We start from the raw sequence: 19,195 nt of genomic DNA on the forward strand, positions 1-19,195 counted from the left end.
GCAGGGAGTCAGGGCACGCTGGGGGTGGGGGCCGCGGGGGCGGCGGGGGTGTGCTGGCGCACCAGCAGCACAGGCACTGGGGAGGTACGGGCAATTTGTTCTGCATCACTGCCCATGAGCAGGCGCTCCAAACCGCGCCGCCCTTGGGTGCCGAGCACGATCAGTTGTGCGCCCCATTGCCGAGCATGTTCCACCACCAGTTGGGCCACGCTGGCATCCAGATTTTCCAGCAATTGGCTATCGCTGCGGATGCCTTGGTTGTGGAGTTGCTCACAGGCGCGATCAAGCAAGGCTTGGGCGGTGCGCAGCGCCGCCGGCAGCACGTCTTGGCTGTAGGTTTCGGGGCGCTCAAAGCCGCTAATGTGGGCCAGTGGATCGACGATGTGCAGCAGCCGCAACTGCGCACCGGCCAGCCGGGCCAGCCCAGCGGCTTCTTTCAGGGCTTGTTCGGAGGTGGGGCTGCCGTCAAAAGGCACCAGAATACGGGAATACATGGCATTTATCCTTTGACATCCTCTCCGGGCTAAACCCCGGAGATTCCTACTGCTAGACGGCGATGCCCCGCCGGGAGAATGTTGCGTGCTGCATTCACGTCGCGGTCGTGTACCGCACCGCAATCGCTGCACGTCCATTCCCTTATTCGCAAACCCGCCCTACCTTTCGGACTGCTGGCGGGTATGCTCCCGCAGCACGAGCAAGTTTGGGTTGAATACGCTTCGTTCACTTCCATAAAGACGATACCGGCCTGATGGCTCTTGTATTCCAACATCGTCTTGAGCGTGGCCCAGCCCGCATCCAGTGTGGACTTGGCCATTTTTGTTTTGACCAGCTTTGCGCTGGCTGCGTCGCCCACGAAGATGGCGGCGTTTTCTCTCACCATCGTGGTGCTGAATTTGTGCAGCGCATCTTTGCGCTGATTGGCAATTTTTGCGTGGATGGCTTTGACCCGGTGCTTTTTATGCGCCCGTTGTGCTTTAGCCAGTTCCAATTCATGCTGGCGATACCAGCGGCCATGCTCTTTTTTTTCGTTTGACGCCGTGGCACAGTCTTTCAGGCCCAAGTCGATACCCACACTGGCCGTTGCCACTGTAGGCTTGGCTTGCGCCTTGACTACGATATTGAGATGCCAACGCCCCCGGTTGTCCTGACTAAAACTGCCAGAACGTAGCTCATAGTCTGCCAAGCCGTAACTATCCCAAAGGCTGAATTTCTGTCCGGCAAAGGCGACTTGCCCTGCCTTGTACTGCAAGGCCCGCGCTTTGAAAGGAATCCAGCCCAAGCTGTATTTGCTGCTCTGGGGGTTGGAGACACACCAGCGCAGCTGGGCCTTTTTGAACTGCCTGCGGGCCTTGGCATAGTCTTCACACACTTGCTGCACGGTGGGCGAACCGATGTGTATGCCATCACACTTGCTGAAACCGTTGGTTAGCTTTTGCAGGTCGTAGCCCGAAAGCCACTGATGACGCTCACGGATGGCGCGGTGGCTGGTTTCGTTGCAAAAATTCCAGACCTGATTAACCTCACGCGCCATCGCAGATAGCACGCGAGCGTGTTTATCTTTGATGCGTAGGCGCAGGGTTTTGGTGCAATTCATGCTGTGCATTATGCTTAAACGCAGGGGTGGTCTATGGTCGCCCTCGTACTTTGCCTCAAGTTGCGCAGGTGCGCCGATTGGTATTTTTAAACAATCCATCCAAGAACAGCAAACGCCCCATGAGGACGCCTACGGCGTCCGCACTCTCCCCGAGGCTTCCCGCGCTCTGGGTGAACAAAAGAGGCGGGGCGGCCGCTCAGTGGTGCTCCAACAGCTCTAGCTCTTTGTGGTAGCGAATGGTGTGTTCGGCGTTGAAGCTGGCGCTTGCACCAGCTGCCAACGGTTGTTGCCAGACAATGGTGCCATTTTGACCATTCCAAGTGTGGCTGCTGGGGGCTGGTTGGTAGTGGGATTCGACCTCGATTTTCTCGTGCCGTGAGATGGGGGCGGCATGTAACACTTGCAACGCAATGGGGGTGCTGTGGCGGCTGTCGATGTGGTAGCTGCGCCGGGTGCGCCGCTCGGTGCGCGAGCCAGTCAGGCCCGTGCTGCCTGTCATGTCTTCTGGCGCGGTGGCCCGCACCCGCACCAACTCGTCGCGGCCAAAGGATAGGCTGCTGCCTTGGGTGCTGTCGGCGGTGGCAGCGGCAAAGTCCAGTCGTCCGGTGCCAACAAAAGCACCATCGCGGTACAGGCCTACTGGGCCAGCAGGCCAGACGCCCGGGGGCGGTTGTAGCTGCGCGACCAGATAGGCTGCCTCTTCCTCGGCGGGGGCGATACGGGTGACTAACTGTGCGTTGGTTTGGTGGCTGCCCAATGCCAGTGTGACGCGCTGGCCGCTGGAGGGCACGGTAATGCGCTGGGGTACTGCAAATTCGGTGGCAAAACCCTTGTCAAACACGCTCACATCAAAGCGGGGCATGGCCTCTGGGGTGCTACCACCGCTGTGTTTGAGGGCCATGCTGTCACGCATGGCAGGGGCTGGTGCCATAGCCATCATCGGAGCGGCAGACATGGCGGGGCGGGGTGGCGGGGCTACATCCAGCGTCCAAGGTCTGGGCAAGCGCCCTTGGGTGGAGCGCCCCGGCTGGCCGGTAGACAGCGTGAGCTGCACATGGTTCCAATCCTCACCGCTGGCCTGGGCTACCAAGGCCAACCGTTCCAATTGCACCGTGGCTTTGTCGGCCTGCAAGGTAGCGCGGTAGCTGGGTTGCCAGCCAGGGCCACGCACTTGGTAAGACAGGCGCAATTCGGCCTCTTGTGCAGTGGCTAAATTCACGGTCACAGACACCACCTGTGCTCGCAAACTGGCAATGCGGCCTTGCTCGGCCAGCAGCGGCTTGAGGGCCAAGTCTAGGGCTTGTTGGCGCCGCGCCAATTGGTGGGTGCGCTGCCCAGCGTTTTGCGCTGATTGGCGCAGCGCCTCTGCCGTGGCAGTGACTTGTGTGGCGCTGGTGGTGGGGGCCATACGGGTATCTGGTTTGCCCTCAGCAGGTGCACTGGGGGGCGTACCGGCCACGTTGCCCAAATAACGTTGCGCCAGTTGCAATGCCTCCATCTCTGCCTTGACTTGGGCGATTTGGTCTTCCAGGGTGCGGATTTGGCCCTCCAGAGGGCTGGCGCATTCTGGCGTCACGTCGCGGTCTTTGGTGTCGACATGGAACTCACCGATGCGCACGACCGCATCGGCCTGCACTTGCAGGCTGGCGCTGTCTAAAGACGCGGGCAAACAGGTGAAGGTGAAGCTGCGTGCCCCTGATGCGACACGGGCCACCCGTTCCACAGTGGCGCTGCCGGGATACACCGTGACTTTGGCAATGTGCGAGGCAGCGTTGGTGTCAGCGGTTGGTGCGGTGGTGGGGGCGGTATAGCCACTGTGGCAAGCCGTGGCACTGAACAGGGCCACCGCCAGCGGACGGGGCCAGAAAAAAGACAATCGGTTCAAGGGAGCCTCCTGAAAATCTGCACTCAATACGTTTTTAGGCCATTTGGCTAATCGTTTTGCGAAAGCGTCGCAAGGCGCCGACAAACAGCAGGCTGCCAATAGCGATGATTGCCAGCATTTGCGGCCAGACCACGTCTACACCCGCCCCCCGGTACAGTATCGCTTGCCCGGCTGCCACAAAATGGGTGGTGGGTGCGATCAGCATGATGTTTTGCACCAGCATGGGCATACTCTCCCGCGGTGTAGTGCCCCCCGAAAGCATCTGCAAGGGCAGCAGCACCAGTACCAGCAACATGCCAAACTGTGGCATAGAACGTGCCACTGTAGCCAGAAAAATCCCCATCGATGTGGTGGCAAACAGATGCAACGCCGCCACCCACATGAACAGCGCGACCGACCCTTGTATGGGCACCTGCAGTGCCCCTTGCACCACCAAAATCAGCGACACCAGCACGGCACCCAACACCACCAGCCCCATTGACCACACCTTGGCCAGCATGATCTCGCCGGGGGTGACGGGCATGACCAAGAGGTGCTCGATGGTGCCATGCTCGCGTTCGCGGATCAACGCTGCCCCTGTGAGGATGACCGACAGCATAGTGACGGCGTTGATGATCTCGGTGAGGGAGCCAAACCAGCTTGGCTCCAGATTGGGGTTAAAGCGCAAGCGCACGTTCAGCTCGGCGGGCAACGTAGCCACGCCCCGGTGGCGCTGCACAAATTCGGCCACTTCGGTGCTGAGCATCTGTTGGATATAGCCGCTGCCAGTAAAGGCTTGGCTCATGCGGGTGGCATCGACATTGAGCTGCAGGGCCGGAGAGCGCCCGGCCAGCACATCGCGCTGGAAGTTGGGCGGAATATCCAGCACAAAGGTAAATTCACCGTTGTCCATGCCCTGATCCATCTCGGCCAGCGTAATGAGCCGGGGGGTGAGAAAGTGCGGCGGATAAAAGCTGCTAACAATGCGTGCCGATAGCGCCGAGCTGTCTTCATCAACGATGGCAATGGCCGCCTTGTGCAGGCTCTCGGGCATGGCGGTGGCTGCAACATAGATCGACACCGTGAAGGTATAGACGATCAAAAACAGCATCATCGGGTCGCGCGCCAGACTCCACAACTCCTTCACCCCTAGGCGGTAGATATTGGCAAGAGAGACGGTGTGGATGCGCATCAGGACTCCTGCTTTTTCAACAGCAAAATCGCTGTGCCCACAATCACGGGTGCGGCCAGCAGCAGCGGCCACAGAGACGGCCAGAGGTGGCTGATGTCCAGCGCCTTGCTAAACACCCCTCGGCTGATGGTCAAAAAATGGGTGGCTGGGTAAATGTGACCAATGAAAGCGCCCGTGCCCTCCAGCGATGACACCGGGTGGATCAGCCCAGCAAACTGTATGCAGGGAATCAGGGTGCCGATCATGGTGACAAACATGGCCGAAATTTGGCTTTTGGTAAAGGTAGAGGCCAGCAGACCAAAGCCGGTGGACGAGATGACAAACAACAGCGCCGTGCCAGTCAGCGTAGCCAAGCTGCCTTTGAGTGGTACGTTAAACACCGTGACGGCCAACAGCGTCATCAGGGCAAAATTGAACATCGCCAGCACGATGTAGGGCAACTGCTTGCCGAGTAAAAATTCAGCCCGCGTTACTGGCGTGACATACAGGTTCAAGATGGAACCCAGCTCTTTCTCGCGCACCACCGACAGCGCCGCCAGCATGGCTGGAATCAGCATCAGCAGCAGCGGAATCACCGCAGGCACCATCGCCGGTAGGCTGCGCACATCGGGGTTGTAGCGGTAGCGGGTCTCGATCTGGCTCAGGGCTTGGCTGGCTTGTCCCAGCCGGTGCGTTGCCAAGTCGGCCAGCCATGTCAGGTGGATGGCTTGGGCATAGGCGCGGATGGTCTCGGCCCGCTGTGGCATGGCACCATCTACCCAGGCACCCACTTGGGCGGTGCGGCCATGTTGCAAGTCGCGGGTAAAGCCCGGCGGAATCTCGATGGCCAGCGCAATCTCACCGCTGCGCATGCGCTGGTCAAGCTCGGCGTGGCTGTGCAGGGGTGGCTTTTCGATGAAGTAGCGTGAGCCCGACAGGTGTAGCGCGTAGTTTTGGCTCAGGCTGGTCTGGTCTTGGTCAAGCACGGCATAGGAGAGGTCTTCTACATCCATGTTGATGCCATAACCAATGATGAACATCAGCAGCGCCGTGCCCAGCAGTGCCAGCGTGGCGCGCACTGGGTCGCGGCGCAGTTCTAGCCATTCGCGCCACATATAGCTGATGGCCCGCCCCCAGCTAAACCATGCAGGTTGGGGGGCTGGGGTGTGGTGGGCGTCAGGCCGGTCAGCGGCGGCTGCCATAGAAGGCGGTGCGGTGGTGGTGTCTGCCTCGCCGTGGGCATCGCGCAGGTGGGCGATAAAGGCGGCTTCTAGGGAGGCAGCACCGCGCTGGGCCACAATTTGTGCGGGCGGTGCGCTGACCAGCACCTGCCCTGCGTGCATGAGCGAGATGCGGTCGCAACGCTCGGCCTCGTTCATGAAATGGGTGGAGATAAAAATAGTCACCCGGTCACGCCGCGACAGCTCTATCAGCAGTTGCCAGAAGTTGTCACGGGCCACCGGGTCGACGCCCGAGGTGGGCTCGTCCAAAATCAGCAGTTCTGGGCTATGCACCATTGCCACGGCCAGCGACAGGCGTTGGCGCACACCCAGCGGCAGAGCATCAGGCAGGCTGTGCTGCACGTCTTGTAGGTCAAAGCGTTCGATCATGGCCTGCACGCGCCGGGGCACTTCAGATTCAGGCACATGGAACAAGCGCGCGTGCAACACCAGATTTTGCAATACAGTTTGCTCGCCATACAGTGAGAACGCCTGTGACATATAGCCCACGCGGCGACGGGTGGCCAAGTCTTTGGGATCGACGGGTTGACCAAACAACCAGGCTTGGCCTTCGCTGGCAGGCAGTAGCCCCGTCAGCATTTTCATCGTGGTGGATTTGCCGCAGCCGTTGGAGCCCAAGAAGCCAAAAATCTCACCGCGCTGGATGCGAAAGTCCACATGATCCACAGCCACAAAATCGCCAAAGCGCATGGTCAGCCCTTGGGCTTCAATGGCGATGTCGTGGGGTTCGGTGGCGGTCAGTGGGCGCATTTCCACTGGCGCATGGCCGTGTTTCTTCTCGGGTGGCAGCAGGGCGATAAATGCAGCCTCTAGGTTGTTGCTGCCAGTTTGTGCCAGCAGTTGCTGTGGGCTGCCGGTAGCCAGCACCTGCCCGTCATCCATGGCTACCAGCCAGTCAAAGCCTTGGGCCTCGTCCATGTAGGCAGTGGCTACGATCACGCTCATCTGGGGGCGTGTGTGGCGGATACCGGCAATCAACCCCCAAAACTGCGCCCGTGCCAGTGGGTCAACGCCGGTGGTGGGCTCGTCCAGAATCAGCAGGTCGGGGTCGTGAATCAGCGCACAACACAGCCCCAGTTTTTGTTTCATACCGCCGGAAAGCTTGCCCGCTGGTCGGTCTAGAAACGGATGCAGACCTGTGTGGTGTGTCAGATGGTCAATGCGCTGGCGGCGTTCGGCAGCGTTGTGGCCGAACAGGCGGCCAAAGAATTGCAGATTCTCTTCTACCGACAGCGTAGGGTAGAGGTTCTTGCCCAAACCTTGGGGCATATAGGCAATGCGCGGGCACACCGCATGGCGGTGGGTGGTGCTGCGCATGTCACCCCCCAGCACCTGCACTTGGCCCTGTTGCAATGCCCGTGCGCCAGCTACCAGTGACAGCAGGCTGGATTTGCCCACGCCATCGGGGCCAATCAGCCCCACCATGCAGTAGGCTGGAATATCCAGGGTGATGCCATGCAGCGCCTGGGTAGCACCGTGGCGCAAGCCCACATCGGTCAGTTGCACCACCGGGGGGGGGCTGGTGGCTGCCATGTGTTACTCCGGCAGTTGCACGGCCAGATGGGCCGGCCAGTGCTGGGCAGGGTCGGGCTTGAGCCACGCCACACCCGGCAACCCGGTTTTGACCAGAGCTTGGTGTTTTTGCAGCAGTTCAGGTGCTATTTGCGCCTTGACACGGAACATCAGTTTTTGCCGCTCGTTGGCGGTCTCCACCGTTTTGGGGGTGAACTGTGCCGTGCTGGAGACAAACGACAGTTGTGCCGGAATCACATATTGGGGCAATGCATCGAGCACGATACGCACTTCGCTGCCCAAGGCCAGTTGGCCTGCCACCGTCTCAGGCACAAAGAAGGTCATGTAAACATCGGACAGGTCGATCAGGTTCAGCACCTTGCCGCCAGCCCCTATGACTTCGCCCGGTTGTGCAATGCGGTATTGCACCCTGCCATCGCGCGGTGCGGTGAGGGTGTGGTCGGCAATTTCGGCTTGTAGTCGGGCTACTGTGGCCTGTGCCGCTGTGACGCTGGTGCGTGCGCCTGCTACTTGGGTGCGTGTTGCTGCAATGGCCGCAGTAGCCGCTTGCACTTGGGCCTGTGCTGCCACGAGTGCGGCTTGCAGGCTGCGTTCTCGCGCGCGGTCGTCGTCTACTTCTTGCTCGGACGAGGCGCCATCCTGCACCAGAGTGGTAGAGCGGGCCAGCCGTTGGTGCGCGGCTTCCAACTCACTCTGGCGCTGTGCCACCAGTGCTTGCGCCGCGCGTTGTTCGCTCTCGCGCACCGCCACTTGGGCCTCGGCACTGGCAATGCCCGTGACGGCCTGTTGCTGATGGGCGCGGGCCTCATCCAAGGAGGCCTGCAAGCTATCGACCTGCATTTGTGCCAAAGTTTGGCCGGTACGAACCGGCTCTCCCTCTTTGACGGCAATGTTTTGCACTCGGCCTCCAAGTTTGGCGGCAATGTCAATCTCGGTGGCCTCCGTGCGGCCATTGCCACTGACCAGTCCTGCGGTGTCCTGTGGGCCTGAGCGCCAGTGCATCCAGGCGTAGGTGCCTGTGGTCAGGGTTGCGGCGGCCAAAGCCAAGGGAATGAGCCGGTGTTTCAAAGACATGGTCATGGTGCTGGGGGCTTGCGGACTCAGGGGGCGGAAGGTGGGGCGGCAGGCTGCTGCTCTGTCAGGGTGCCTCCACCCAGAGCGGCATACAGGCCGGTTTGGGTGGTGAGCAAGGCGTAGCGCAATTGCAGCACCTGCTGTTGGGCTTGGAGCAGGTCGCGCTGGGCATCCAACAGTTCTAACAGGGTGCTGGCCCCTTGGGCATGGCGTTGTTGCATCAGGCGAGTGCGGGAGCCTTGCACGCTCAGGGCTTGCTGGGCCATGTGTAATTGCGTGGTCAGTCCTTGTCGGGCTGCCAGCGCATCCACCACTTCACGAAAGGCCATCTGCACCGCCTTCTCGTATTGGGCTACAGCCATGTCGCGGCGCACCTCTTGCAGTTGCAGGTTGTCACGCAGGCGCCCGCTCGTGAACAGTGGCAGGGTGATGCTGGGCGAAAACGCCCATTTGGCACTGCCGTTGTCAAACAGCCCTCCCAACTCGGCGCTGGCGCTGCCCGCCAGCCCGGTCAGTGCAATGCGTGGAAAGAACGCAGCCCGTGCGGCCCCAATCTGGGCATGGGCTGCCCGCAACTGGTGCTCTGCCGCCACAATGTCGGGCCGATGCACCAGCAGATCGGAGGGCAGTCCGGCTTGTAAGGGTGCCAGAGGGGCTTCACCCCAATGTGCAGTGTTGGCGGGCAGGGTGATTGGTTGGCCCAGCAGCAGGGTCAGGGCATGGACTTGCCGAGCGCGAGCCAGTTCCCATTGGGCTATTTGGGCCTCTGCTTGGGTTAGCAGGGTTTGGTAGCTTGTCAGTTGCAGGCGTGAGGCCGCACCTGCGTCCACCCGGCGTGTAAAGAGGCGCAGGCTTTGCGTCCGGTTGTCACGGGCTTGGCGGGCCAGGGTCAGATGTTCATCCAGTTCCCGCAGTGCCAGATAGCCTTGGGCCACTTGGGTAATGAGGCCCAACGCGACAGCTTGGCGGGCAGCATCGCTGGCCAGATAGGTTTCCAGCGCCGCATCGCTCAGGTAGCGCAGGCGCCCCCAGAAGTCAATTTCCCAGGTTGCCATGCCCAACCCGACTTGGTACTGGCTGCCCAGTTGGGGCTGGCGGCTCATATTGAGATCGGCTGGGGTGCGGGAGCGGTCTAGGCCCACTTGGGCACCAATGCTGGGCGATAGCTCGGCGTGCTGGATGCCATAGGCCGCACGGGCCTCCTGCACGCGTAGCGCGGCACTGCGCAGATCACGGTTGTGCTCTAGGGCTTGGTTGATCCAGCTTTGCAGCAAAGGATCGGTGAAATAGCTGCGCCAATCCAGCGTTGCGGCAGGGGTCTGGGAGGGGGGGGCGTCCTCTAGGCCATACTGTGCTGCAACGGGTAAGGCGGGAGGGACATAGTGGGGTGCCAGTGGCGCACAGCCACTTTGCAACACCAGCGCCAGCACCAGCAGTGCCTGCCAGCATGGGGGCATCATGCACCGACCGTTGGGAGAAAGAGAAGAAGGCATGATGGGGGTAGGTGTAGCGGCGTTGGTGGGTTGGTAACCGAGCCCATCAGAGGTCTCCAAGCCCTTCCAGTACGCTGCCAATGCCTTGCCCTACCGCCGACAGCACTTCTCCCGCCGTAGACACCACGGCCCCGCCGACATCGCACGCGATGTCTGAGATGCTGCCCAAGGCGTCCAGAATGTCTACCCCTTGAGACAGCGCATCGGCGGTGCTGTGGGTAGATTCTTGCTGTGACCGTTGTTGCTGTTGTTGTTCTGCGAGCTCCAATCCTTCTTGGATACTAGAGGCTGGCGAGGCGGGGGCTGTGGATTCAGGCATGGTGTGTTCCATCAGGCAAAGTGATCGAATGAAGCATAACGCGCGGTGATGGCTTGGCCTTGGTCATCTATCAGCCGCAGACCTGTAGTGGCCTCTATGGTGCCAATGCGTGTGATGGGGGTGGTGCTGGCTTGGGCGGCAGCCAGTACCGCAGGGCGCTGACTGGCTGCCGCAGTAAAGAGCAACTCGTAATCGTCACCTCCAGCCAGAGTGCATTGCCGTACCAGTTCGGTCTTGAGCGGCTGACCGCATAAGCGGGCTTGGGCCTGTGCTGCCAGTAAGGCACTGGTGCAAGAGGTATCCACGCAAGCTCCGACCCCCGAGGCACGCAGGAGATGGCCCAAGTCTCCCAGCAGACCATCGCTCACGTCCAGTGCAGCACTGGCAATGCCGCGCAAGGCTTGCCCGAGGGCCACACGCGGCGTAGGTGCTTCCAGCCGCTGTTGCGCTGGGCCCAATACAGCAGAGGGCAACTCAAGATGGCCGAGTAAAGACTCCAGTGCCAGTCGGGCATCGCCCAGTTGGCCGCTCACATACAAATCGTCTCCAGCACGGGCACCACTGCGCAGCAATGCCTGTCCGGCAGGCACTTCGCCAAAGACGGTGATGCAGATATTGAGCGGCCCTTGCGTGGTGTCACCACCCACCAGTTCACAGCCGTGGGCATCGGCCAGTGCCAGCAGCCCGCTGGAAAAGGCTTGCAACCAAGGCTCATCCACACTGGGCAGTGCCAGCGCCAGGGTGAACGCCACCGGCCGGGCACCACAGGCCGCCAGATCGCTCAGGTTGACGGCCAGTGCCTTGTGGCCAAGGCGGTAGGCATTGGTTCCTGCAAAGAAATGCCGCCCCTCGACCAGCATGTCACTGGAGACCGCCAGTTGCATGCCGGCACGCGGTTGCAGCAGCGCACAGTCGTCGCCCACACCCAGCACTGCCCGGCGCACAGGCCGCGTGAAATAACGCGCAATCAGATCAAATTCACCCATGCCACCATTGTGGCGTCTGCACGGCCCAGAAGCCTATGCCTTAAGTGCCAGGATCGCGGGGTCGGAAAAAATCCAGTGGGTGTGTGCGCAGCCGTGCCCGAATGGCGGCGTAGATGCGCGAGCGTTCTACACCACTGACGTTTTGGGCTGTCAGTGCCACCCTAAAAGCCAAGTAAAAGCTCACGCCCACGTTCAGAGCGGCCAGCCATGGCAAGCTAGCCAGCGCCCACCAAAAGGCGGGCAGTTGCAGTGCCTCCAGCAACCCCAGCCCCATGCCTGCCGCCGCAATTTGCCCCGCAGCCAGCGTGACGTGGCGAATATCCAGCCCCAAGCCAAAAAAGGTGGCAAACACTGGCACCAGACCTAACATCAGCCCCAGCGACACATTGGCCGCCAAGCCAGAGATATTGGTGCGCAAAAAACTCGCCCATCGGGCGGCCCGTGCCTGCCCCAGCAGGCCAGTGATGCGCGGGTTGTAGCGCAAAGCCGAGTCAAGCCGATACAGCACAAACCAGTTTTCTACCCCGCCAGCCACCATGCTGGAGGCAAACAGCAGCACGCCGGTAAATGCCGCGTAGAGCACGGATGGCCCCAGCAATTGCAAGGATTGCAGGGTGTATTGGGTTTGGTGGGCATCCAAAAAGGGTGTGCCAAACCACAGCTGCCAGATGCTGGTGAGCAGCAATACGGCCGGAAACACCACCAACACATTGCCCAGTACGGCGGCCACCTGCGAGCGCACCAAGTGCGTGACTTCGTCCACAAAGGCATTGATGGCCTCGCCTGAACCCAGCTCCTTGAGCTTGGCCGCCATGGCGGGGGCCGTCATGGCAGGCTGTTTGGTGGCCACAGTAAAGTGCAACAGTTGCACCAGCACAAAGCTGATGGCGTAGTTCATGCCCGCCACAAACCCAGCCCAAAACGCCGACAGTGCCAGCGCACCCAGTGCGAATTTGGCCAGTGTGGTCAGTGCCATCACGGCCCCACCACCAGCGGCATGACCCAGCATGGCGCGGTATTCTGTGGGGGTGCGGGTGATGTAGTGCTCGCCGGTTTCGGCGCTGCGCTCGGCCACCTTGGCTGCCAGCAAAGACGAGTTGGCGCTGAATACAGCGCGCAGGCTGCGCCGCTCTTGGGCCACCTGCACCAGGTGCCCAAGCAAACGAGCGCCATGCAGTGCGGGGGTGGGGGAGAGCACGCATTCCAGCAGCTCACGCATTCGCACAATGCGAGCGCGCAATTGGCGCAAGCGAAACACCAGCCCGACCGAGATGCCGTTGTCTTCAAAGTGACCATACACGCTGGTGGCTGCACTGCGGCAGGCGTCAAGACGCTCGCGCAACCGTTGTGCAGTCTCTTGCAGCCGGTCTGGGGTGCGCAGGCTGTGCAGCACTTCTATCCGTAGGCTTTCTACATCGCGAATCAGGGCATGAAACGGTTGCGCTTCGCGCGTCTCTGGGGTCATGCGCAGGCGCAGTTCTGGGGCAAAGCCCGTCGACAAAATTTGCCCAGCGCAGTAGGTCATGGCATCGAGCAGTGTGCGCTGCCAACGCGTGCTGTGGCCGTTGTCACCACACAGCACAAAGACCAGGCGCTCAAGCAAATCGGCAGGCAGGGCGGCCAGCCACTGTGCATCAAAGGCTTCGGGCAGTGCCAGAGTGAACAGCTCGGTGGCATCAATGGTTTCGGGGCTGCCGGGCAATATCTTGAGGCGCAGGCGCTCGGCCAGTTCGCTCAATAGTGCGGTGCGTGGTGCAAAACCAAAATCGGCCAACAGTGGGGTGATGTCTACCGTGTCGGTGAGGGTTTGCCACCAGGTTTGCAGGCGCTGTTGCACATCGGGCCGGGCTTGCACCGCATCCAGCAGCAAAGCCAATCGCCCCACTGCATCCGGTGCTGATTGGCCCCGGCCTCGCACCCAGTGCAGCAGGTCGATCAGCCAGAGATGGCGCTGTGCCAGCGCAGCCTGCGGGTCCAGTTGTGCCAGTAGACCATGCAAATCGTGGCTAGGTGGCGTCAATGCAATACCCTTGCGTTCAGTGGTTGGCCTGCGCAGCCAGGGCTGGTGGCTTCCAGCACAAACAACGGGATCTCGCAGGCAAAGGCTTCGCCATCTTCTGCCACGCAGTGGTAGCTGCCGTGCATGGTACCGCTGGGCGTGCGCAGCTGGCAGCCACTGCTGTATTGGAAGGCTTCGCCAGGGCGCAGCAACGGTTGCTCGCCCACAACCCCCAAACCTTTCACCTCTTGGGTGTGCCCTAAGGCGTCGCTGATATGCCAGTGGCGAGACACCAGTTGTGCCGCCACATCGCCAGTGTTGTGGATCGTGATGGTGTAGGAAAAGCTGAATACCCCGGCCTCGGGTGAGGATTGCTGTGGCAGGTATTCCGGGGTGATTTCCACCTGAAATTGGTACTTTGGCATGGGGTAATACTAACTGCGACAATGAAAGGCATGAGCCACACCTACCGTATTGCCCCCTCTATCCTCTCTGCCGACTTTGCCCGTCTGGGTGAGGAAGTGCGCAACGTGATTGCCGCCGGTGCCGATTGGATCCACTTCGACGTCATGGACAATCACTATGTGCCCAACCTCACCTTTGGGCCGATGGTCTGCCAAGCCCTCAAGCCCCATGCTGTGACCGCAGCCGGTGCGGCGGTGCCCATTGACGTGCATTTAATGGTCGAGCCGGTCGATGCATTGGCTGCTGCTTTTGCCCAAGCCGGTGCCGACCTCATCAGTTTTCATCCCGACGCTTCTACCCACGTCCACCGCAGTATTCAGGCCATCCAGAGCCAAGGCGTGAAGGCAGGGTTGGTGTTCAATCCCGCCGAGCCACTGGACGTGTTGGACTGGGTGATTGATGACATTGACCTGATCCTCATCATGAGCGTCAACCCTGGTTTTGGTGGTCAAGGGTTCATTGATTCGGCCTTGCGCAAAATTGAGCAGGCGCGCCAACGCATTGAAGCCAGTGGCAAAGACATCCGCCTAGAAGTGGATGGCGGCATCAAGGTGGACAACATCCGCCGTGTGGCCGATGCAGGGGCCGACACTTTTGTGGCGGGCAGTGCTATTTTTGGCAAGCCCGACTATCGGGCCGTGATAGACGCCATGCGTGTGGCCTTGGCCTGATCCATGCACTCGTGCTGAGCACAAACCCCATCGTTCATGATGGGGTCTGGTTTTTTTGCTGTGCGGCGGTCGACATCCCGCACAGGCATGTCGCGCAATTTGCTGTTCCCTATGGGGCCCAAGCGGTGGGCGTTTTGCTCAATGAGTGGGCCTGCACTGCTGTGGTGGGGCCGGGCCGTCCTTGACAGGGCAGCCATCCACAGACTTTTTAAACACCTAGGGGCTGCACAGCACTTGGTTTCTGCCACTGCCCTTGGCCCGGTACAGTGCGGCATCGGCATCACCGAGCACCTGATTGGCACCAGACTGCCCTTGGTAGCAGGCAATGCCAATGCTCACGGTGGCTGCAACAAGCTGTCCATCTTCGCACGGGGTCAGGGTGTCCATGAAGTCGATTCGTATTTGTTCCATCCGTTGGTACGCTTCGATGGCATGTGTATTGGGCAGCAAAATGGCAAACTCTTCGCCGCCAATGCGGGCTGCATAGCCTTGCTCCGGGCAGTATTTCTGGATCGTGGAGGCCATGTGTTTGATCACCATGTCACCGGCGGCATGTCCATAACGATCGTTGATAGACTTGAAATCGTCAATATCCAAAATAGCCACGCTGTAAGTGCTGCCGTGTGCTTGTGCATGTTCGTAAGATTGCTGCAACAGCGGCATGAAAGCCCTGCGGTTCAAAATTTCTGTCATGGGATCATGCTGTGCTTCCTGTTCTGCTTTGCGCTTATCGTTCTCGGTGCGGTGCAGTTGCGAGTTCTGCAACGAAAGTCCAAAAATTGTTAAAACGGCAGAAATGACATAAGCCATCATTTCTGCATTGGCCTCTTGTGGATCATCTGCAATGAATGGCCCCAGACCATGTGCCGTGGTAAGAATCATGGCGAGCATGGACAAACTGCTGAGGGTGGCAATGTAAAAAAGGTTTATCTCAAAAGCGGCAATCACCAATGCTGGAAGTATTAAATAATACGTCCACCATTGTTTTGTGGAGACACCTGCCATTAATAAAAACGCCAATAAAATGCCAACCCCCACCAGCGTTTGGTAGGGACGCCAAACCAAAGATTTGGCGTCTGGCCAGCCAATATATATTTGATAAACCAGTAAAATGCCTAAGCAATCGGCAAAGAACAGCATTTTGATAAAATCAAAAACAGCAGCCGATTCAATATAATGCCCAGTCAAAAGATTTAAAGATAGCAAAGTGCTTGACAGCCCCACAGGTATGGCGCAGCCATAGAGTAAAAACCAAATCAGATCTTTAGCATCCTGGACACCTTCTTTCATGAAGCGGCCCATCAACTGCGTAGCCAGCAACGGTGCCAAGGTGTCTGCAATGGTAGATATGCTGGTGTGGAATACCGCACTAGACCATGGACGCCCCTCCAGCAGCCCCGGAAAATTAGCCAAAAAATCGGGCAGAACAACAAACGGAACGGCCTTCAGACCCCAAGTCAACACCATGACCAAGCCAATGCCCGATGGCAGCCAGATCAGCGTGATGTTGGCAGGCTGGAAGGAAAAGAGCGTCATGCCAGCCCGTGCTGTCAAGTAGTACAGGATGCTGCTGGCAATCAGTCCAAACCAGTCACGTTTTGTTGGCATGGTGTTCAGCACAGGAGGGGGAGTCTGAGGGGTGCCACAGTTTGCCTGCAATTTTCATTTTGTTACAGGAGTTTTTCATGCTTATATTGCCGTTAGAACCCGCGGCGTTGGATGCCGCCATCATCGATCTCGACGGCACGATGGTTGATACCTTGGGTGATTTTGTGGAAGTGCTCCACCGCATGTTGGCTGATCTGGGCCTGCCCCCCATCGCCGCCACTGAAGTAGAGTGCATGGTGGGCAAGGGCACCGAGCATTTGATCCAGTCGGTGCTAGACCATCTGCTGGCCCTGAGCATCCCCGAGCTTGCTGCCCGGCAAGTGGCTGTGCAGGCACTGTTTCCCCAAGCCTGGGCCAGTTACCACCAACATTACCCCACAGTCAACGGGCAGTTTTCGCAGGTTTATCCGGGGGTGCTGGAAGGCTTGCAGGCACTGCGTGGTTGGGGCCTGCCCTTGGCCTGCCTGACCAACAAACCCACCGCCTTTGCACAGGCACTGTTGCGCGCCAAGGGCTTAGAGGTTTTTTTCACCCAAGTGTTTGGCGGTGATGCCTTTGCCAAGAAAAAACCCGATCCATTGCCACTGCGCAAAACCTGCGAAGCTTTGGGGACGACGCCAGCCCGTACTTTGGTGGTGGGGGATTCCAGTAACGATGCCCAGGCTGCCCGCGCAGCGGGCTGCCCAGTGGTGTTAGTGACTTACGGCTACAACCACGGTCAGCCTGTACGGCAGGTGGATGCCGATGGCTGGATCGACACCCTGGCCCGATTGCGCTAAATCCTTAGCGCAGCAATAACGCAGTCGGGCTTGCTGCAGCACCCCCAGAGCGTCCGGTGTATCCGGTGCGATGATCGTTCATCTTGAATACCGACACCACCCGCACCAGATCTTCTGCTTGGGCATGGAGGCTGTTGGCCGCTGCCGCCATTTCTTCGACCAGTGCGGCGTTTTGTTGTGTGACCCGATCCATGTGGGCGACACCCTCGCCAACATGCATCACCCCAGTAGATTGCTCGATACTGGCAGCACTGATTTCCCCCATGATGTCTGTGACGCGGCGGATGCTGTTGACCACCTCGGTCATGGTGGCACCTGCCTGATCGACCAAGGCGGTGCCTTGTTCGACCCGCTCGACACTGGCATTGATCAGCACTTTGATTTCTTTGGCCGCTTCTGCAGAGCGGCCTGCCAAACTGCGCACTTCGGAGGCCACCACCGCAAAGCCCCGACCTTGCTCTCCAGCCCGTGCCGCCTCCACAGCGGCATTGAGGGCCAAGATATTGGTCTGAAAAGCAATGCCATCAATCACGCTGATGATGTCAGAGATTTTGCGTGAGCTGGTGTTGATGCCCTTCATGGTTTCGACCACTTCTGAGACGACCTCGCCACCGCGTGCAGCCACAGTCGAGGCACTCATGGCCAGTTGGTTGGCTTGGCGGGCATTGTCGGCGTTTTGTTGGACGGTGCCACCCAGTTCGGACATTGAGCTGGAAGCCTCATTGAGGGCGTTGGCCTGTTCCTCGGTGCGGCCCGATAAATCGCTGTTGCCGCTGGCAATTTGTGCGCTGGCGGTGGCTACGGCGCTGGCTCCTTGGCGCACTTGCCCCACCATGCTGGCGATTTTGTCGCGCATGGTTTGGATGGCATTGAGCAAACTGGGGTGGTTGGGGTCTCGAACGGCAATGTCTACCGACAAATCTCCCTCGGCCAAACGATGGGCAATGGCTGTGGCATAGGCTGGTTCTCCACCCAGTTGTTGCAAGATGCCCCGTGCAATCAACCAGCCCAGCAAAGACAAGCAAGCAGCCAATGCCAGCGACCCCAATGCAAAAAAGCCGACCCGCTCCACAATCACTGAATCGACCGTGTCTACATAAACACCAGAGCCAATGATCCAGCCCCAAGGGCCAAATCCTTGCACATAGGATACTTTGGGTACAGGGGTTTCATGACCCGGCTTAGGCCACATGTAATCCACAAATCCAGCACCGCTGGCTTTGACCTTGCTCACCATCTCATTAAAAAACAATTTTCCAGTGGGGTCTTTTAGCTGGAGCATGTTTTTGCCATCCAAATCTGGCTTAATTGGATGCATCAGCATGAGTGCATTCATGTCATTGAGCCAAAAATACTCTTCTTTGCTGTAGCGCAAAACCTTGATGGCAGCCACAGCCTGCTTTTGCGCCTCAGGTTCTGGTAAAACCCCACTTTTAGCCAGATTATGATAATGCTCTAAAATGCTGTGTGCTGTTTCTACCGTTTGACGCACGCCATTTTGGCGCTCCTGCATAATCAGGCCACGTTCCGAAAAAAGAAATATAGCAGTCAGTGCCAAAATGCCCAGTGCGGCAGCCAATATCAGGGTGAGCAACCGCCTAGAAACACTGTAAGAGGATAGTTTGAACATGCTTGGCACCTATGAGGACGGCGTAAAATGATGAGGCTGCTGATGGCGGTGCAAAATAGCTGCTGAATTTAGTAGGCAACCCTGAAATTATTGTATTTTGAGTTGTTTCTTTTGGTTACACATCAGGGTTTTCGATAGGGAATAAATTCAGTGCATCGGTTTTTGTTATCTTTTGCAAGGTTCAGCGTGCTTGATGGCCTAGGCAACGGGCCACAGCAAAAATAATTCCCCCAAGCGGACGGGGGTCAAGATTGTACCTCTTTCGGTATGGTTTTTATTTTGTTTGATTTATCCGCTGTGCTAGATCGATATTAAAAATAATAAATCCTAGGTAAGTAGTCGATAGGTGCAGTCAATAAACTAGGCAGAGGCATGCAGGTGCTGTTGGGTGGGGGGGTCACCCGGTGCGCGGGAAGTCCCAGAGTTCAGTCCGGGGTTGAGAGCGCGCACGCCGTAGGCGTGCTAATAGGGATTTGCAATCCATAATCTACGTCATGGACTGCACCAAAACCCTGCGTCTGCGCATCAAAGACAAGCACGCCAAAGTGCTCGCGTTGATGGCGCGTGAGGTCAATCAGGTCTGGAACTTCTGCAATGAAACGAGCCACCGCGCCATCCGTGAGCGTCATCAGTTTCTCAGTGGCTACGACCTGCAAAAGCTGACCAACGGTTTCAGCCAGTGCGATGGCATACACATCGGTTCGCCCACTGTGCAACAGGTGTGCGAGGACTACGCCAAGGCCCGCAAGCAGTTCAAAAAGGCCAAGC

15 protein-coding genes and 2 pseudogenes are annotated in these 19,195 nt (G+C 59.0%); 4 read left to right on the forward strand and 13 right to left on the reverse strand.

What is annotated here, in order from left to right; all coding sequences use genetic code 11:
• Window positions 1-8 precede the first annotated feature (8 nt).
• Complete coding sequence (locus ACYVB2_RS15005) at window positions 9-494, reverse strand: universal stress protein (protein ID WP_382434701.1); 486 nt, start codon at window positions 492-494, stop codon at window positions 9-11.
• A 29-nt stretch (window positions 495-523) separates the two neighbouring features.
• Window positions 524-1,594, reverse strand: coding sequence for an RNA-guided endonuclease InsQ/TnpB family protein (locus tag ACYVB2_RS15010; protein ID WP_382434703.1), 1,071 nt, complete (start codon window positions 1,592-1,594; stop codon window positions 524-526).
• A gap of 22 nt (window positions 1,595-1,616) precedes the next feature.
• Between ACYVB2_RS15010 and ACYVB2_RS15015 the strand changes: the two are divergent.
• Window positions 1,617-1,715, forward strand: a pseudogene (locus ACYVB2_RS15015) (IS200/IS605 family transposase); the annotation flags it as partial.
• Window positions 1,716-1,790: 75 nt separating this feature from the next.
• Here the strand turns inward: ACYVB2_RS15015 and ACYVB2_RS15020 are convergent.
• Genes ACYVB2_RS15020 through apaG form a run of 9 tightly spaced genes read right to left on the reverse strand, consistent with a single transcriptional unit; the run spans window position 1,791 to window position 13,699 of the window.
• Window positions 1,791-3,479, reverse strand: coding sequence for a DUF4139 domain-containing protein (locus ACYVB2_RS15020; protein ID WP_382434705.1), 1,689 nt, complete (start codon window positions 3,477-3,479; stop codon window positions 1,791-1,793).
• Window positions 3,480-3,513: 34 nt separating this feature from the next.
• Complete coding sequence (locus ACYVB2_RS15025) at window positions 3,514-4,650, reverse strand: ABC transporter permease (RefSeq protein WP_382434707.1); 1,137 nt, start codon at window positions 4,648-4,650, stop codon at window positions 3,514-3,516.
• The gene (gene rbbA / locus ACYVB2_RS15030) at window positions 4,650-7,403 is read right to left on the reverse strand and encodes a ribosome-associated ATPase/putative transporter RbbA (RefSeq protein ID WP_382434709.1); all 2,754 of its coding nucleotides are present in this window, start codon (window positions 7,401-7,403) and stop codon (window positions 4,650-4,652) included. Before rbbA ends, ACYVB2_RS15025 begins: the two co-directional genes overlap by 1 nt.
• A 3-nt stretch (window positions 7,404-7,406) precedes the next feature.
• A complete protein-coding gene (locus ACYVB2_RS15035; RefSeq protein WP_382434711.1) occupies window positions 7,407-8,483 on the reverse strand; it encodes an HlyD family secretion protein in 1,077 nt (358 codons plus the stop codon).
• Window positions 8,484-8,503: 20 nt separating this feature from the next.
• Window positions 8,504-9,970 (reverse strand): efflux transporter outer membrane subunit, encoded by a 1,467-nt coding sequence (locus ACYVB2_RS15040; protein ID WP_382434713.1) that lies wholly within the window; start codon window positions 9,968-9,970, stop codon window positions 8,504-8,506.
• A 46-nt stretch (window positions 9,971-10,016) separates the two neighbouring features.
• Entirely contained in the window at window positions 10,017-10,289 is a 273-nt protein-coding gene (locus ACYVB2_RS15045; RefSeq protein ID WP_382434716.1) for a hypothetical protein, read from the reverse strand.
• Window positions 10,290-10,300: 11 nt separating this feature from the next.
• Window positions 10,301-11,275 (reverse strand): thiamine-phosphate kinase, encoded by a 975-nt coding sequence (gene thiL, locus ACYVB2_RS15050; RefSeq protein ID WP_382434718.1) that lies wholly within the window; start codon window positions 11,273-11,275, stop codon window positions 10,301-10,303.
• 40 nt (window positions 11,276-11,315) lie between these two features.
• Window positions 11,316-13,295, reverse strand: a complete 1,980-nt coding sequence (locus tag ACYVB2_RS15055) for a site-specific recombinase (RefSeq protein WP_382434720.1) — start codon at window positions 13,293-13,295, stop codon at window positions 11,316-11,318.
• Window positions 13,292-13,699: a Co2+/Mg2+ efflux protein ApaG gene (gene apaG / locus ACYVB2_RS15060; RefSeq protein ID WP_382434722.1), complete on the reverse strand. Its 408-nt coding sequence runs from the start codon at window positions 13,697-13,699 to the stop codon at window positions 13,292-13,294. Before apaG ends, ACYVB2_RS15055 begins: the two co-directional genes overlap by 4 nt.
• Before the next feature lie 30 nt (window positions 13,700-13,729).
• Between apaG and rpe the strand changes: the two genes are divergently transcribed.
• Window positions 13,730-14,410 carry a ribulose-phosphate 3-epimerase gene (rpe, locus tag ACYVB2_RS15065; RefSeq protein ID WP_382434724.1) on the forward strand — a complete coding sequence of 227 codons (681 nt, stop codon included), beginning with the start codon at window positions 13,730-13,732 and terminating at the stop codon, window positions 14,408-14,410.
• Window positions 14,411-14,626: 216 nt separating this feature from the next.
• On the opposite strand, the gene ACYVB2_RS15070 is transcribed toward rpe, so the two are convergent.
• Window positions 14,627-16,018: a sensor domain-containing diguanylate cyclase gene (locus tag ACYVB2_RS15070; RefSeq protein ID WP_382434726.1), complete on the reverse strand. Its 1,392-nt coding sequence runs from the start codon at window positions 16,016-16,018 to the stop codon at window positions 14,627-14,629.
• Window positions 16,019-16,095: 77 nt separating this feature from the next.
• Here ACYVB2_RS15070 and gph point away from each other — a divergent pair, with 77 nt between their 5' ends.
• Complete coding sequence (gph, locus tag ACYVB2_RS15075) at window positions 16,096-16,797, forward strand: phosphoglycolate phosphatase (RefSeq protein WP_382434728.1); 702 nt, start codon at window positions 16,096-16,098, stop codon at window positions 16,795-16,797.
• A gap of 4 nt (window positions 16,798-16,801) precedes the next feature.
• Here the strand turns inward: gph and ACYVB2_RS15080 are convergent, their stop codons facing one another.
• The gene (locus ACYVB2_RS15080; RefSeq protein ID WP_382434730.1) at window positions 16,802-18,427 is read right to left on the reverse strand and encodes a methyl-accepting chemotaxis protein; all 1,626 of its coding nucleotides are present in this window, start codon (window positions 18,425-18,427) and stop codon (window positions 16,802-16,804) included.
• A gap of 494 nt (window positions 18,428-18,921) precedes the next feature.
• Here ACYVB2_RS15080 and ACYVB2_RS15085 point away from each other — a divergent pair.
• Window positions 18,922-19,195, forward strand: a pseudogene (locus ACYVB2_RS15085) (RNA-guided endonuclease InsQ/TnpB family protein); the annotation flags it as partial.

This window comes from Giesbergeria giesbergeri, assembly GCF_054779375.1.